General features: G+C 61.9%; 13 protein-coding genes and 1 tRNA gene. 6 read left to right on the top strand and 8 right to left on the bottom strand.

Annotated features, from left to right (window positions below):
- Both ACMLHG_RS08430 and ACMLHG_RS08435 read right to left on the bottom strand, forming a co-directional pair.
- The coding region (locus ACMLHG_RS08430; protein ID WP_417170214.1) for a site-specific integrase at window positions 1-518 on the bottom strand (518 nt) is incomplete at its 3' end.
- A 107-nt stretch (window positions 519-625) separates the two neighbouring features.
- Window positions 626-702, bottom strand: a tRNA-Ala gene (locus ACMLHG_RS08435).
- A gap of 189 nt (window positions 703-891) precedes the next feature.
- Here ACMLHG_RS08435 and ACMLHG_RS08440 point away from each other — a divergent pair.
- From ACMLHG_RS08440 to ACMLHG_RS08460, 5 genes are all read left to right on the top strand, one after another.
- Window positions 892-2,295: a sigma-70 family RNA polymerase sigma factor gene (locus ACMLHG_RS08440; RefSeq protein ID WP_295809173.1), complete on the top strand. Its 1,404-nt coding sequence runs from the start codon at window positions 892-894 to the stop codon at window positions 2,293-2,295.
- A gap of 101 nt (window positions 2,296-2,396) precedes the next feature.
- Window positions 2,397-3,443: an ABC transporter ATP-binding protein gene (locus ACMLHG_RS08445; protein ID WP_417170215.1), complete on the top strand. Its 1,047-nt coding sequence runs from the start codon at window positions 2,397-2,399 to the stop codon at window positions 3,441-3,443.
- Window positions 3,444-3,445: 2 nt separating this feature from the next.
- A complete protein-coding gene (locus tag ACMLHG_RS08450) occupies window positions 3,446-5,077 on the top strand; it encodes an extracellular solute-binding protein (RefSeq protein WP_295809168.1) in 1,632 nt (543 codons plus the stop codon).
- Window positions 5,074-6,747 (top strand): ABC transporter permease, encoded by a 1,674-nt coding sequence (locus ACMLHG_RS08455; RefSeq protein WP_417170216.1) that lies wholly within the window; start codon window positions 5,074-5,076, stop codon window positions 6,745-6,747. Before ACMLHG_RS08450 ends, ACMLHG_RS08455 begins: the two co-directional genes overlap by 4 nt.
- Before the next feature lie 47 nt (window positions 6,748-6,794).
- The gene (locus tag ACMLHG_RS08460) at window positions 6,795-7,289 is read left to right on the top strand and encodes a methyltransferase family protein (protein ID WP_417170217.1); all 495 of its coding nucleotides are present in this window, start codon (window positions 6,795-6,797) and stop codon (window positions 7,287-7,289) included.
- 76 nt (window positions 7,290-7,365) lie between these two features.
- Here the strand turns inward: ACMLHG_RS08460 and ACMLHG_RS08465 are convergent, their stop codons facing one another.
- The 5 genes from ACMLHG_RS08465 to ACMLHG_RS08485 are packed head-to-tail and all read right to left on the bottom strand — an operon-like array spanning window position 7,366 to window position 12,189.
- On the bottom strand, window positions 7,366-8,325 hold the full coding sequence (locus ACMLHG_RS08465; protein ID WP_417170218.1) for an NAD(P)H-quinone oxidoreductase: 960 nt from the start codon (window positions 8,323-8,325) through the stop codon (window positions 7,366-7,368).
- 3 nt (window positions 8,326-8,328) lie between these two features.
- On the bottom strand, window positions 8,329-9,342 hold the full coding sequence (locus ACMLHG_RS08470; protein ID WP_417170219.1) for a Gfo/Idh/MocA family protein: 1,014 nt from the start codon (window positions 9,340-9,342) through the stop codon (window positions 8,329-8,331).
- Between the two features lie 14 nt (window positions 9,343-9,356).
- Window positions 9,357-10,388, bottom strand: coding sequence for a Gfo/Idh/MocA family protein (locus ACMLHG_RS08475; protein ID WP_417170220.1), 1,032 nt, complete (start codon window positions 10,386-10,388; stop codon window positions 9,357-9,359).
- Window positions 10,389-10,419: 31 nt separating this feature from the next.
- Window positions 10,420-11,418 (bottom strand): zinc-dependent alcohol dehydrogenase, encoded by a 999-nt coding sequence (locus ACMLHG_RS08480; RefSeq protein WP_294435384.1) that lies wholly within the window; start codon window positions 11,416-11,418, stop codon window positions 10,420-10,422.
- Window positions 11,419-11,445: 27 nt separating this feature from the next.
- Window positions 11,446-12,189 carry an SDR family NAD(P)-dependent oxidoreductase gene (locus ACMLHG_RS08485; protein ID WP_295809155.1) on the bottom strand — a complete coding sequence of 248 codons (744 nt, stop codon included), beginning with the start codon at window positions 12,187-12,189 and terminating at the stop codon, window positions 11,446-11,448.
- 204 nt (window positions 12,190-12,393) lie between these two features.
- Here ACMLHG_RS08485 and ACMLHG_RS08490 point away from each other — a divergent pair, with 204 nt between their 5' ends.
- Window positions 12,394-13,356 (top strand): LacI family DNA-binding transcriptional regulator, encoded by a 963-nt coding sequence (locus ACMLHG_RS08490; RefSeq protein WP_417170221.1) that lies wholly within the window; start codon window positions 12,394-12,396, stop codon window positions 13,354-13,356.
- 10 nt (window positions 13,357-13,366) lie between these two features.
- Here the strand turns inward: ACMLHG_RS08490 and ACMLHG_RS08495 are convergent, their stop codons facing one another.
- A complete protein-coding gene (locus tag ACMLHG_RS08495; protein WP_417170222.1) occupies window positions 13,367-14,656 on the bottom strand; it encodes an alpha-amylase family glycosyl hydrolase in 1,290 nt (429 codons plus the stop codon).
- Window positions 14,657-14,694: the final 38 nt, after the last annotated feature.

Here is a 14,694-nt window from a genome sequence, read left to right on the forward strand (position 1 = left end):
TGCAGCGTGGCGAAGATCTTCCGCAGACGGACGATCTTCCGGTTGTGCGTGGAGACGGAGATCTGCGTATGCCGCAGATGTTCGGCAAATTTGATCACATGCGCTTCCGTGATTTGCGAAAACATCTTGATTCTTGGACCAAGAAAACGGAGGAACTCTTCCAGCGTCGCCTCGTAAGAGAGCTGTTCCCGAACTGTGGCGGGAAGCGCCCGATTCGGATGATTGGCGTAGGTTTCCCAGATCTTCGATACGGGCAGGGCGCGGATTTGCGCGGCCATCTTGCGGGCGATTTTCACGTGGGTGGCGATCACCTCCGGATTGGTTGCCTGGACGATCGGAAGCAGTTCCCGCGCTTTGCGGATCGCCTCTTCCTGATTGGCGGTTTTCAAGCTGACGCATTTGCGTTCGCCGTTGATCTGATAACGGAAATAGTAGTTGCCGCCTTTGCTGGTCTGATAGACGGTCCCGGTTTCCAGTTTGATGCGGTGAAGTTCGGAATCCATTTTACGCCTTCCCATGATCTGCTCCCGAATGACTGATTTGACTTAAAATAACCCGTCTGTCGGGAATTGGAAGCGTATATGGTAAAAAACGGCAACGGTTGTTGCCGTTTTGAGCTTAAAAATGGTGGAGCTGGTGGGAGTCGAACCCATGACCTATACGATGCGAACGTATCGCTCTAGCCAACTGAGCTACAGCCCCATGTGTTGGACAGGTTTCCCTGCGACGTTCCTTAAAATAGCGTTTCTTTGGAGAAAATCAAGCAGAATTTTGAAAAAAATACGATAAAAATTGGTTTGAGACGTGGAGAATTGCACGATTGGAGTTATCTTATTAATACGGCATGGGCCGTGTCGAACCTGAATAACCGGCTCGGTCCGGGGTTGAAATATGAAGAAGTCCGCCAAGCACGAACAAGATTTTTCGGAATCCATGGAAGCCGCCAGCGTCAATATCGGCGGCAGCGATTTCCCGGATTCCCTCGCTTCGTATCTCCAGCAGATCGGGAAACTCCCGCCGCTCCCCCCCGAGGAGCAGGAAAAACTCGGCAACGAAATCGATGCCGTCACCCGGGAACTGCGGTATCAGGTCCATAACTTCGGATTCGTCGCTCAGGAACATCTCCGCCTCCTCGACGAGTGTCTCCGGACCAACTCCGACCCCGCCGACTATTTCCTGCCTTCCTCTCTGCGGCGCGAAGAGATTTCCGGCGGCGAACTCCTCGCTCAGCTCTCGCTCTGGCGAAACGAGCTGAAAGCCCGTCATCAGGCGCTCTCCGCTGCTTTCAAGGCGGGAAAGGCGTACGACGCGGAACGAAAGGCGCTCGTGGAAGCGCTCCGCAAATTCGATATTTCCGGCGACCAGCTCGACGAATTCTTTCAGGTGGTCGTCGATTACGCCCGGCTGATTCAGCCGGGAATCGGCTTCAATCAACAGTTCCGCTTCGAGCCAGGCGAGGTCGATGAACGGCGCCGCCAGCTGCTGGAGGACCGCTTCCTCATGCGGTACCCCGAACTGGTCGTCGAAATTCGTAAACTGCTCGAAATTCATGAACGGCTCGAAGTGCTCCGCCAGAAGATGATCGAAGCCAATCTCCGGCTGGTGATCAGCATCGCTCAGAAATACCGCAACCGCGGTCTGCCGTTCAACGATCTTATTCAGGAGGGCAACCTCGGTTTGCTCCGGGCTCTCGAGAAGTTCGATTTCCGGCTCGGCAACAAGTTCAGCACCTACGCCAGCTGGTGGATCAAACACAACATTTCGCGTTCCATCGCCGAACAGTCCCGGGTGATCCGCATCCCCGCCCACATGGTCCACGCGATCAACTCCATGACCTGGGCCGAACAGCGGTTTATTCAGGCGCACGGGCGGGAGCCCGAAATCGAAGAGCTCGCCGCTCTGCTCGAAATGCCGGTCGCCCGGGTCAGCGCCATCCGGAAAATGGCCTGTCAGACCATTTCGCTTCAGGCGCCGATCGCCAACAGCGACGACGGCGCCATGCTGGAGGATCTGATCGCCGACGACAGCACCGGCAATCCGGTGCGGGAGTTCGCCCGTGGACTGCTCTATGAGAAGTTGTATGAAATGCTGCGCACCCTGCCGGAACGCGATCAGCAGATCATCATCCTGCGGTTCGGTCTCTTCGGGCAGCCCAGTCTGCCGCTGGTGGATATCAGCCACCGCTTCAACCTGACCCGGGAACGGATCCGGCAGCTGGAGTCCAAGATCATCGAAAATCTCCGCTCGCCCGCCATGCTCAAGTATCTGGACGGCTGTGTTCAGACCGATTCCTGAGCGACGTTTCCCGTTTTTTCCGCGGAAAAGCATCGCCGGAACTGGATTTTTCTCTCCGGGCGGCTATATTGAACCGATTATATACACGGGAATATGGAGTTATGGCTAATGTAACGATTGACGGCATCGCCAAGTCCTATCAGGCCGGGGTGCCGGTGTTGAAACCGATTCAACTGGAAGTCGCCGACGGAGAGCTCTTCTTTCTGCTCGGCCCCTCCGGCTGCGGAAAATCCACGCTGCTGCGGATTCTCGCCGGGCTGGTGAAGCCCGACGGCGGCGCCATCCGGTTCGACGGGCGCGACATCACTTCACTGCCGCCGGAAAAACGGCGGGCGGCGATGGTGTTCCAGAACTACGCGCTCTGGCCCCACCTCTCGGTCTTTGAAAACGTCGCGTTCGGACTGCGGGCCGAAGGGGCCGACCGGGCCACCATCCGCCGGGAGGTCACGGCCGCGCTCGAACTGGTCCAGCTCGCCGACTGCGCCGACCGCCGGGTGCCGTCGCTCTCCGGCGGCCAGCAGCAGCGGGTCGCTCTGGCCCGCGCTCTGGCGGTGAGGCCGGCTCTGCTGCTGCTCGATGAACCGCTTTCCAACCTCGATGCCCGGCTGCGTGACACCATGCGGCGCGAAATCCGGCGCATCTGCAAGGAGCGTCAGCTCACCGCCATCTACGTGACCCACGACCGGCAGGAGACGCTCAGCATGGCGGACCGTCTCGCCGTGATGCAGGGGGGTGAAATCCGCCAGCTCGGGGCGCCGGAGGAGGTCTACCAGTTCCCGGTGGACCGCTTTGTGGCCGGATTTCTGGGCGACGCCAATTTCCTCACCGGCAAGGTGACGGAGGAGGGGCGTTTCTCCTCCGTCTTCGGGGAGTTCGATCTGCAGTGCCGCGGCATGAAACTGCAGGGAGGCGGCAACCTCACCGCCGCCATCCGGCCGGAACGGATTCGGGTGTACAATGAGCCCCGGCCGGGATCGTTCCCCGCTGTGCTGACCGAACGGAACTTTCTCGGCGAAAGTTGTGAGTGGAAGTTCGAGGCCGAAGGCATCGCGCTGGCCGTCTCCGAACTCGCCGCCCCCTCCCGCCGGCTCGGCGAAACGTACCAACTGGAATTCGACCGCGATCACCTGATCGCTCTCCGGGATTGATCATGATCAGAAAAATGCTGCTTGCCGCGCTGCCGGTGCTGGCTCTGCTGGCGATTCCGCTGCTGCTCCGTCCGGGGGCGGGGAGTCCCTCCGCCGTCGTTCCGGAAACGGAGGCGGAGAAAGGGAATCCGCCCGCGGAGGAGGTGGAGAAGCTGGTCATCATCTCCGCCCACAATGAATCGATCCGCTACGAATATGAGCAGGCGTTCCGGCGCTATTACCGTGAAAAATTCGGGCGGGAGATCGAGCTGGATTTCCGTTCGCCCGGAGGGACCAGCGACATCGTCCGCTACATTGCCGACCGCTTCGAGGCGGAGTTCCGCCGGTACTTCGAGAGCGATCCGGCCAACGGCGAGTGGACCGATGAAATCGCCGCCGCCTTCGCCAATCCGCGAACCGACACCGATCCGGATGCCTCTCCGGCGGCGAAGCGGGCCCGCGCCCTCTTCCTCGCGTCGGAGGTCGGCATCGGCATCGACCTGATGGCCGGCGGCGGTACCTTCGACATGGCGCGTCATGCGGCGCGCGGATACGCCGTCGACGGCGGCGTGAAGGAGCGCCATCCGGAACTGCTCTCGCCGGAGCTGATTCCGCCGCAGTTCGGCGGCGACAATCTCTACGACCCGCAGGGGCGCTACTACGGCGTGGTGCTTTCGACCTTCGGCATCTGCTACAACCGCGACCGGGTGGCCGAGTTGAGCGACCCGACGCCGCCCGCGGCCTGGCGGGATCTCGGGCAGGCGCGGTTCTTCAACACGCTGGTGCTGGCGGACCCGTCGAAATCCGGTTCGGCCAACAAATGTTTCGAAATCATCATCCAGCAGTGCATGGCCGAGGCCGGTTCGCCGGAGAAGGGGTGGGAGAACGGGCTGAACCTCATTAAACAGATTTTCGGCAACGCCCGCAACCTCACCGATGCGGCCGGCAAGGTTCCGCACGACGTGGCGACCGGCAACGCCGCCGCCGGAATGGCGATCGATACCTACGGATTCACCGAGCAGGAGTGGAACGCGCTTCAGTTCGACGACAAACCGCACTTCTTCTACGTCGCGCCGAAGGGGGGGACGGCGGTTTCCGCCGATCCGGTGCAGCTGTTGCGCGGCGCGCCGAACCGTCCGGCGGCGCAGGCGTTCATCGACTTCCTGCTTTCGCCGGAGGGGCAGAAATTGCACGCGTTCAAGGTCGGGACGCCCGGGGGGCCGCGCAAGCACGCGCTCCGGCGGCCGCCGATCCGCCGCGACCTCTATCAGGAGAAGTACCGCGAATTCCGTTCCGACCCGGACTACAACCCCTACGAATCGGGGGCGAGTTTCACCTACCGCCCGGCGTGGACCGCACCCTACTACAGTCTGCTGCGCATTCTGTTGCGCTGTATCGCACTGGAGCCGCAGCCGGAACTGCAGGCGGCGTGGAAGGCGATCATCGATGCGGGCGGGCCGGAGAAGGTGCCGCAGGCGTATGCCGCATTCTGCCGGCTGCCGTTCCCCTATTCCGGCGCAGCGGAAGCCGCCGCCGCGCTCCGGGGGGAGAGCGGACTTTCTGCCGTTGAGGTGGCGGCGCTCTGCCGGAAGTGGAGCGATCAGGCCCGGCACAACTATCTGGAGGCCGCCCGGCTGGCGCGGGAGGGAAAATGACACCGCTTCGTTTTATACAATATCTTCTGCTCGGCGCGGTCGCGCTCTTTCTGCTGCTCTTTCTGGTCGGCCCGGTCTACACCGTGGTCGAGGTGGGGCTGGACTGGCAGCTGCTGCGCGAAGTGTTCCGCAGTTACATCTACGTCGAGGGGCTGTGGAACAGTTTCCTCATCGCGCTGGTGACCACCGGCATGGTGTTCGTGATTTCGCTCCCGCTGGCGTTGCTCTATGACCGGTATGAGTTCCCGCTCAAGAGCTGGTGCAGTCTCTTGATGATGCTGCCGATGATTCTGCCGCCCTTTGTCGGCGCGCTCGGATTTCAACAGATTCTCGGCCACTACGGCGTGGTCAATACCCTGCTGGTACGGATGGGATTTCCGGCGGTGGATTTTCTCGGCGGGGAGGGGAGGTTCTGGTCGGTCTGTCTCATTGAGGCGCTCCACCTCTACCCGATTCTCTACCTCAATCTGGTGACCGCGCTCGGCAACGTCGATCCGGCGCTGAACGAGGCGGGGCGCAACCTCGGCGCCGGGTGGTGGATGCGCTTCACCCGGATTACGCTGCCGCTGCTCAAGCCGGGCATTCTCGCCGGCGGGAGCATCGTGCTGGTCTGGAGTTTTACCGAACTCGGCACGCCGTTGATGTTCGGCTACAACCGCACCACCGCGGTGCAGATCTTCAACGGAATCATGGAGCTGGAAACCAATCCGGTCCCCTACGCACTGGTGGTTGTGATGCTCTTTTTTGCGGCGGTGATGTACCTCGCCGGAAAGTTCGCGCTGGGCGGCAACGCGGCGAACTCCTCGGTCAAAGGCTGCGCCGGGAGTTCCGCTCTGCCTCTTGCCGGGTGGCGCCGTTTTCTGCCGACGGCGGCATTCCTGCTGGTGAGTTTCCTCGCGGCTCTGCCGCATATCGCGCTGGTTCTGACCGCGTTTACGATGCGCTGGTACGGGACGGTTCTGCCGGAGGGATTCACGCTTCTCCACTTCGAAAACGCGCTTTCGAACAAGGTGGTGGTGCCGAGCATCATCAACAGTCTGCGTTACGCCCTTCTCGCGATGCTCTTCGCTGTGGCGGCCGGCGTTCTTACCGCGCTCGCCGCGGTGCGCTGGAAGTTGCGCGGCAGTGCGCTCGCCGATTTGCTGGCGATGCTGCCGCTGGCGGTACCGGGGATTGTGATCGCCTTCGGCTTCCTCGGCATGTCGGTCAAATACCGCTGGGCGGCGGAGTACTTCAACCCGGTGGAGAATCCGATGTGGCTGCTGGCGGTCGCCTACGCGGTGCGGCGGCTGCCTTACGTGGTCCGGTCGGTCAGCGCCGGGCTGGAGCAGACCCCTGAGGAACTGGAGAACGCCGCGCGCAACTGCGGCGCCGGTCCGTGGCGGGTGTTGCGCAAGATCACGTTGCCGCTGGTGCTGGCGAATGTGATCGTCGGGGCGCTGTTCGCTTTCAGTTTCTCGATGCTGGAGGTCTCCGATTCGCTGATTCTGGCGCAGAAGGCGCAGTATTACCCGATCACCCGGGCGATCTACGAGCTGTCGCAGATCCTCGGCTCCGGGGCATACATCGCGTGCGCGTTCGGCGTCTGGGCGATGCTGTTTCTGGCGGCGACACTGGCGGCGGCGGGGGCGATGCTGGGGCGGAAGATCGGGTCGATCTTCCGGCTGTAGCGTGACGGCGTGGAATGATGGGAGATCAGGCAGGAGAAAACGGTTTAATGAGAACGGAACTCTTTCAGCAGATCCGGGCGATTCTTGTATTGCCTTTCACTGTTACCGTCGTGATTCCGACGTTTCTGTGGTTTACCTTTACTGCACCGAATGAAGCGTGGAAAAGCTGGCTGCTGCTGCCGGCTCTCCTGCTGGGCGGAGTTGGATTGTGGCTGCTGTGCTGGACGATCACGCTTCTGGTGCGGGTCGGAAAAGGAACTCTCGCCCCGTGGAATCCGACTCGGAAACTGGTGGTCTGCGGGCCCTACGCCCATGTTCGCAATCCGATGCTGAGCGGTGTGTTCATGATTCTTCTTGCCGAGGCGATTGGTGCGCAATCCGGCGCGATTGCACTCTGGTTTTTATTGTTCGTGCTGATCAATGCGGTTTACTTTGTCTATTCCGAGGAGCCGGGACTGCGCAAACGCTTCGGTGCCGAATACGAGGAGTATTGTCGGCATGTCCCCCGCTATCTGCCGCGCCTGACTCCGTGGAAACCATGAGCCGGGCTGGATGAAAAAAACTGCAGCAGGAGCTTGACGCTTTGCTGCAGTTTTCTTTTTTCCCTGAACGGAGGAGTTATTTCATCGTCAGGACCACTTTGCCGATGTTTTCACAGCGGCGGAGCACGCCGTGCGCTTCGTTCACCTGCTGAATCGGGAACACCGCGTGGATGTTGGTGACCAGTTTCCCGGCGGTGAAGAGCGGCCAGAGCTCCCGCTGCAAGGCGTGCAGGATGTTGCTCTTCTCCTCCGGAGTGCGGCTGCGCAGGGTGCTGCCGATGAGCCGGATGCGTTTCCGCCAGACCGTTTCGAGGTTGATGGTGGTCTCCGCGCCGCCCATCGTGGCGATCATGATCCAGCGCCCGCCGAAGACCATGTTGCGGAAGCATTCGCCCATCAGCTTGCCGCCGATGCAGTCCAGCGCGACGGTCGGCGGATGCGCTTCGATCACCGGGCGGACATCCTCCTTGCGGTAGTCGAGCACGTAGTCCGCGCCGAGGCGGCGGACGAATTCCGCCTTTTCCGGCGAGTCGATCGTGGTGATGACCTCCGCCCCCATCTGTTTGGCGAACTGAATCGCCGCCAGTCCGACGCCGCTGGCTCCCGCCTGCATGTAGAAGACGTCGCCCGGCTTCATGCCGCCGGCCTCCTGCTTCAAGTTGAGGTAGACCGTGCACCATACCTCCGGCAGCGAGGCCGCTTCAATCATCGAGAGCCCTTCCGGAATCGGGATGACCATGCCCGCCGGCACCGTGACCTTCTGCGAATAGCCGCCGCCGCCGAGCAGGGCGCACACCTTGTCGCCGGGTTTCACCGCCGCGTCCGCCGGGGCTTCGAGCACCACGCCGGAGACTTCGAGACCGCACCACTGCGGCCAGTCCGGCGGCGACGCGTAGCAGCCGTCCTTCTGCATCAGGTCGGCGCGGTTGACCGCCGCCGCGTGGACGTCGATCAGCACTTCGCCCTCTTTGCGGACCGGATCCGGCACCTCGCTCCAGACGAAGTTCTGTTTGTCGTCAAAAATCATTGCATACATGGGTTACCTCCATTGAGTGTATCCGGCTGCCGCCAGAGTGATTTCGTGTACCAGATAGTCGTGATCGTAACGGTAGGTGCTCTGCGCCTCGCCGCGGATTACCTTCGCCAGCTCTTTGAACTGCTCCACATACCGGTCGGTCTGCGGCAGGAAGCGGAGGGTGTGTTCGCCCGCCGGGAAACTCCCGGAGTTCTCGCCGAGCGAGAGCGAAAGCTCCACCGGACGGCCGTCGAACCGCTCCAGCGGGCTGAATTCAATCACCCCCTTGCTCCCGGCGATCCGCATCCGGCGCTGGCATCCGGGCGCCCTGCTGCTGGAACGCAGCGTCACCGAAGCGTGCGGATACTCCAGCACCGCCATGCAGCTGTTCCGGATAGTTTCCGGGCAGCCGGGGGCGGATTTCAGGAAGGGGGTCACCTTCTCCGGGCGGCCCATGGCGGCGGCGACGAAGTCGATCAGGTGACAGCCGAGGTTGTACATGATTCCGCCCCGGAACTTACCGATGTACTCCTGGTACTCATCGCCGCCGTAGTTGTGGTTCATGTCGGCTTCGATTTCGAACACCTCGCCGATCAGCTTCTCCCGGATTGCGGCGATGCAGAACTGAAACGTCGGGTTGCCGCGGAACATGAATCCCATCTGGAACGGCAGATTCCGTTCGCGGCAGCCGTCGAGCAGTTTACGGTAGAGGGCAAGGTCTTCGCCCGCCGGTTTGTCCATGTGCATGGCCAGATTGTGCTCCATGCAGCGGAGCGCGGTCGGCACGAGTTCGTTGTTCGGCACCTCCACTGCGACCGCCTGCAGGCCGGGATAGTTCAGCACCTCCTCTTCGGTCATCCACTTCAACCCTTCATAGGGCTGAAGGTTTTTCCCGGAAAATTTCGGCGTGGTCGAGGTGGCGTTGTCGTCGACGACGCCGACGATTTCAAACAGCTCCGGCAGTCGGCGCAGTGCGGTGATCTTGCCGGAGGCGTGTTCGTGACAGACGCCGATCTGAGCGATTTTGATCTTTTCCATCGGGAACGTCTCCGTCATTTCTTCCATTCGGTGTAGCCGGAAACGGCGAGAACCGTCTTCTGGACCAGGTGCTCGTGCTCCAGCGTGTAGGGATTCTGCTTCTCGCCCCGGAGGTACGCCGCGAAATCCTCCAGCTGGTCGATGTAGCGGTCGCGCATCGGGCCGAAGGTGAGCATGTGTTCCCCCGCGGCGAAGGATTCGTTCCCCTCCTTGAGGAAGAATCGCGCCGAGAGCGGCGTGTCGTTGAACTTCGGGTAGGCGATGTAGCCCTGTTCGAGCGGGCAGAGTTCGAAGGTCGCGTTGGTGCCGCTGACGAAGAGGCGGCGGGAACGCTGACCGTCCGCCTGCTGCAACGCGGTCTGGATCGTGGCGATCGTTTTCGGATAGAGCAATACCGCGTGGCCGTTGTCGTTGAGGCCGTCCGCATCGAGCTGCTGCTGGAAGGAGACGATCCGGTCCGGCGCGCCGAGCATCGAGATGAGGATGTCGACCAGGTGCGAGCCGAAGTCGAAGATGCCGCCGCCCCGGTAGGTGGAGAGCCACTGGCGGAACGGCTGACTGTCCCGCCCCCGGCTCATCGAGGTGTAGACTTCGAAGATCTGCCCGAACCACCCTTTGCGGGCGGCTTCGATGCAGAACTGGATTGCCGGATTGCCGCGGAACATGTAGGCCATCTGCAAAATGACGTGGTTTTTCCGGCAGAGGTCGAGCAGTTTGTCGAACTCCTCGAGGTTTTCGCCGCCGGGCTTGTCCATGTGCATGGGGAGGCCGCGTTCGGCGCAGCGCATGGCGGTCGGCACAAGTTCGGTCATCTCGGTCTCCACCGCGACGGCGTCGAGGCCGGGATAGTTGAGAATCTCTTCCTGCGACATCCACCGAAGCCCCTCGTAGCAGGCGCGCCGCCCGAAGGTTTCGCGGTCGGCGGGGGACTCGGCGCAGACGCCGACGATCTCGAATTCGTCGGGCATGGTGCGCATCGTTGCCATCTTGCCTTCGGCGTGCTCGTGGCGGACGCCGATCTGAGCGATTCGGATTCTTTTTTTCATCAGTAACTTCCCTGAAACTTAATGCAACACGTTACGCCAGAGTCGTCCAGTCGAAGACGATTCCCATCGGCGGATTTTTCTCTTCCGCGAGCATCCGATAGATTTCGTGCGCCTTCTGCGGGGAGACGATCTCTGAAATGATCGGGCTCGCCTTGATCTTGCCGTTGGCGACCAGTTTCAAAAAGGCGCGGTAGTCATCCTGCTCGGTCCAGTGGTACGGGGCGGATTCCAGCTTTGCCCGGCTGTGGGTGTGCGCGCCGAAGAGCTGGACGCCGCGCCGGTGCACGTATTTGTAGAAGTCGATCGGTACGTCGGAAACCCGGGTGCAGCCGAGCAGGGCAATCCGCCCCTCCCAGGCGACGTACTCCAGCGCCTGCTGGAGCGCGGCGGCGCTGCCGGTGACTTCGACGATCGCCCGGACCCCTTCGCCGCCGGTGATCTCGCGGATCTGGTCGAGGTAGTCCTTGTCGCCGGGGTTGAGCGCGTAGTCCGCGCCGAGCTTCATCGCCAGCGCGCGCCGTTCGGGCGAGAAGTCGGAGACGATCATCGGCACCGCACCGCAGAGCAGGGCAACCTGCAGCGCGAACACGCCGAGAATGCCCTGACCGGCGACCATGGCGCTTTCGCCGATTTCGAGATGGAGCTTGCGCACGCCGTTGAAGGAGAACGAGGCGATGTGGGCGAATGCGGCGTCGAGCATGCTCACCTTTTCCGGAATGCGGACCAGATTCTCATCTTTGACCGAATAGAGCTGGTGTCCCGCCCAGTTGACCACCACCCGGTCGCCGACTTTGACTTTGCTGACCGCATCGCCGACCTGAACCACTTCCCCCGCGCCGCAGTAGCCCGGCATGTAGGGGAAGGTGGAGTGGGCGTTCGGCATATCCATCGACCAGGCGCGTTCGGTGCCCGCGCTGACCACGGTGTAGAAGTTACGGATCAGCACCTGATCCGGCTTGAGTTCCGGAGTCTCCGTCTCCTTGAGCGTCGCGTTGCTGACCGACTCCATGATGATCTGATAGTTCTTCATCGCATGTTCTCCTGGGTGGATTGGTTTTCAAGGCTGGAGCAGCAGCCGGCCGCCGTCGATCACGTGGGAGGAACCGGTGATGAAGGCCGCCTTGTCCGAGCAGAGATAGAGGATGAAATCGACCAGTTCGATCGGTTCCGCCGCCCGGCCGAGCAGGGTTTTCATGTTCGCCATGCCGGGGCGGGTCAGCACCGGCCCCGGAATCACACAGCAGGCGCGGACGTTGTACGGCGCGCCCAGAATCGCCAGCGACTTGGTCATGCCCTTCATGGCGCTTTTCTCCGCCGAGTAGTCGAGCGAGGGGCCGTCGCCGCCCTGTTCACCGGTCACGGAGCCGAAGTTGATGATGACGCCGCGGCGGCGCTCCATCATGCCGCCGAGAATGGCGCGGCAGCAGTAGATGGCGCCGCGCAGATTGACGTCGAGCCCCCAGTCGATCACCTCGATCGGGAGTTTCTCAAAGCTGGCGTAGTTGTTGCAGCAGCGACCGGACATGCCGCCGGCGCAGTTGAGCAGAATGTCCACCGAGCCGAAGGTTTCGACCGCCTTTTTCTCCGCCTGTTCCACTTCGGGATACTTGCGGATGTCCACCACCAGCGGCAGGACGTTGCCGCCTGCGGCGCGGATTCCCTCCGCCGCCTTTTCCAGCGCCGCCTGATTGACGTCGCACAGCACGACGTTTGCGCCCGCTTCCGCCAGCTTCTGCCCGGAGAGCAGGCCCATGCCGGAGGCGCCTCCGGTGATGAATGCGGTTCTTCCTGTGAATTCCATATTTCGATCTCCTTCGCGTTGCCGTTCGCGCCGCCGCCTCTCGCGGCGGTATGTTTTCTGCTCTGGAATATAGTATATTCGGTTTTCGGCTCCGGAACAACCGCCCTTTTGACTTCTTTCTGAAAAAAAATTGCGCAAACAGCGATTTGTTTTCACAAAAATCGTGTTATATTGTAAATGAATCATAAAAAAGGAAAATACGGTATGAAAATTCAGGAAATCGCCCGGCTGGCGGGGGTTTCGACCGCCACGGTCTCCCGGGTGTTCAGTCACCATCCGAGCATCCGGCCGGAGGTGAGGGAGCATGTGTTCGCCGTCGCCCGCCAGTACGGATACCACCCGCGCCTCTCGACCCGGCAGCGGAACGTGGTGATCATCACGCCGTACAATTCGGTCTATCCGGTGCAGAGCTGTGTGGATATGATTCTGATGGCGCTGACGCAGGAGCTGCCGAAACGGGGGTTCCGGCTGGAGATTCTGCCGGTCAACAACCGCGAACGGCTCGACAGCATCCAGTTCTGCGCGGCGGTGGCGATCGGGGCGGAACCGGCGGAGTTCGCCGACTGGGGGGCGCGGTTCCCGGTGCCGCTGGTCATCGTGGACCGCGAGGGGGAGAGCGGCGCCTCCGACATTCATTTCGTCCATTCGGATGAGGAGCAGGGGATGCAGATTGCGGTGGATCACCTGTTCCGCAGCGGCTGCCGCCGGATCGGCTGCATCGTTCACGGCTCCCCCGGCACCGGCAACACCGACCGGCGCTGTGCGGCAATCCGCCGGGCGCTGGAGGAGCGGAGTCTTCCTGCGGCGGATTCCCTGATCCTCTGCTCCGGACCGGGGTCGGAAACCTATGTCGAGCTGATCGGCAAACTGCTCCGGCAGGGGGTGGACGCCCTCTTCTGCCCGGGCGGAAATGCCGGAATCGTCTCGCTTTACGCCTTCTCGCTCTACAACCGCCGGGTGCCGGACGACATCTCGCTGATCGCTTCGGAGCAGACCTTCTTCTCGCGCTACGCGGTGCCGCCGCAGACCACCATCACCCCGGATTATCCGGCGATGGCGTCGGCGACGGTCGATATCATCGAAGCGCGGCTCGACGGACAGACGGCGCCGCCGTCGGTGGTGCTTCCCTACAGTCTGCTCTCGCGCGAAAGCGTCGCCATCCGCTGAAAACGGCGTCTCAGAGCGATTGGACGATCCAGCCGCCCGGCGGCAGCGTCGCCCGTTCTTTCACTCCCGGAACGGAGAACTCCGTTTCCGCGGGGGCGGCGCTCAAATTGACCGCCACAAGAAGGCTCTCCTCCGGCGTGCGACGGAGGTAGGAGAGCACCTGTTTCGGGGTGCTGTTGTCGACTTTGACCACTTCGCCGCTCTGCAGGGCGCGGCTGTCGCGACGCAGTTGGACCAGTTCGCGGATCAGTTGCATCCGGCCTTCGCCCGCCAGAGTGAGGCCGCGCGCCCAGTCCACCACCAGATTTTTTCCGGTGAAGCGGTTGCTGAAGAGCGAGTGCCGTCTGCCGTCGGCCACCTCCTGCCCGTTGTAGAGGAAGGGCACGCCGTTCATGGTGAAGAGCACGGCGAGCGCGGCATCGACCATGGCGTTCCTGCCGTTCCGTTCCGGACGGGCGTCGTAGTTGTCGCTGGCGATGTCGTGGTTGTCGAAACAGCGCAGGAAGCAAAGTCCCGGTTCGTGGTAGAGCGGGTGCTCCTCCCACATCGTCCAGAACTCTTCGGCGGTTTTCTCCCCTTTCAGGATGTCGTTGAGGAGAAAACTGAAGGCGAAGGAGTAGTTGGCGTCGAACGCGGACTTCTGGTCCTCGACCGGGGTGCTCTCGCTTTCCGCCAGCAGGAGGGAGGCGGGTTTCCAGCGCTCCATGCGGCGGCGCCCCTCCTCCCAGAAGTCGAGCGGAACCGCACCGCTCACGTCGCAGCGGTAGCCGTCGACGTCGAATTCGCGGAGGAAGTACTCCATATTGCTCCAGAGGTACTCCCGAAGCTCCGGGTTGTCGAAGTTCAGCTGCGGGAAGTGCCATCTGCCGTTGACCGGATTGCCGTTTTCATCGCGTTTCACGAAATCCGGATGCTCTTCCAGACAGCGTGCGGCAGGTCCGCAGTGAAAATAGACCAGGTCGAGCAGCACCCGGAGCTTGCACTGGTGGGCGGTGCGGACGAAATTTCGCAGATCCTCGTCGGTGCCGTACTCCGGGTCGATGGCGAAGTAGTCGCTGAGCCGGTAGGGATTCTTCGGGTTTTCCATGCCGGACTGCCGCTGACGTTCGCTCCAGAACTCCCGCCGCTCATCCCCGTCGGCCAGCACGACCGGGCAGAGGTAGACCACGTCGACGCCGAGCGAGGCGATGTGCGGCAGCAGCTGTTCCGCCGCGGCCAGCGTGCCGTCAAGCGTGAAGCTGCGCAGAAAAATTTGATAGACAACACTTCCCTTCGACAGTCGATTTTTTTGCCCGTCCATGAAAACATCTCCTTGTATTGAGCTTGATCTGCCCTATA

This window comes from Victivallis sp. (assembly GCF_048170485.1).
In the GTDB taxonomy this organism is placed as follows: domain Bacteria; phylum Verrucomicrobiota; class Lentisphaeria; order Victivallales; family Victivallaceae; genus Victivallis.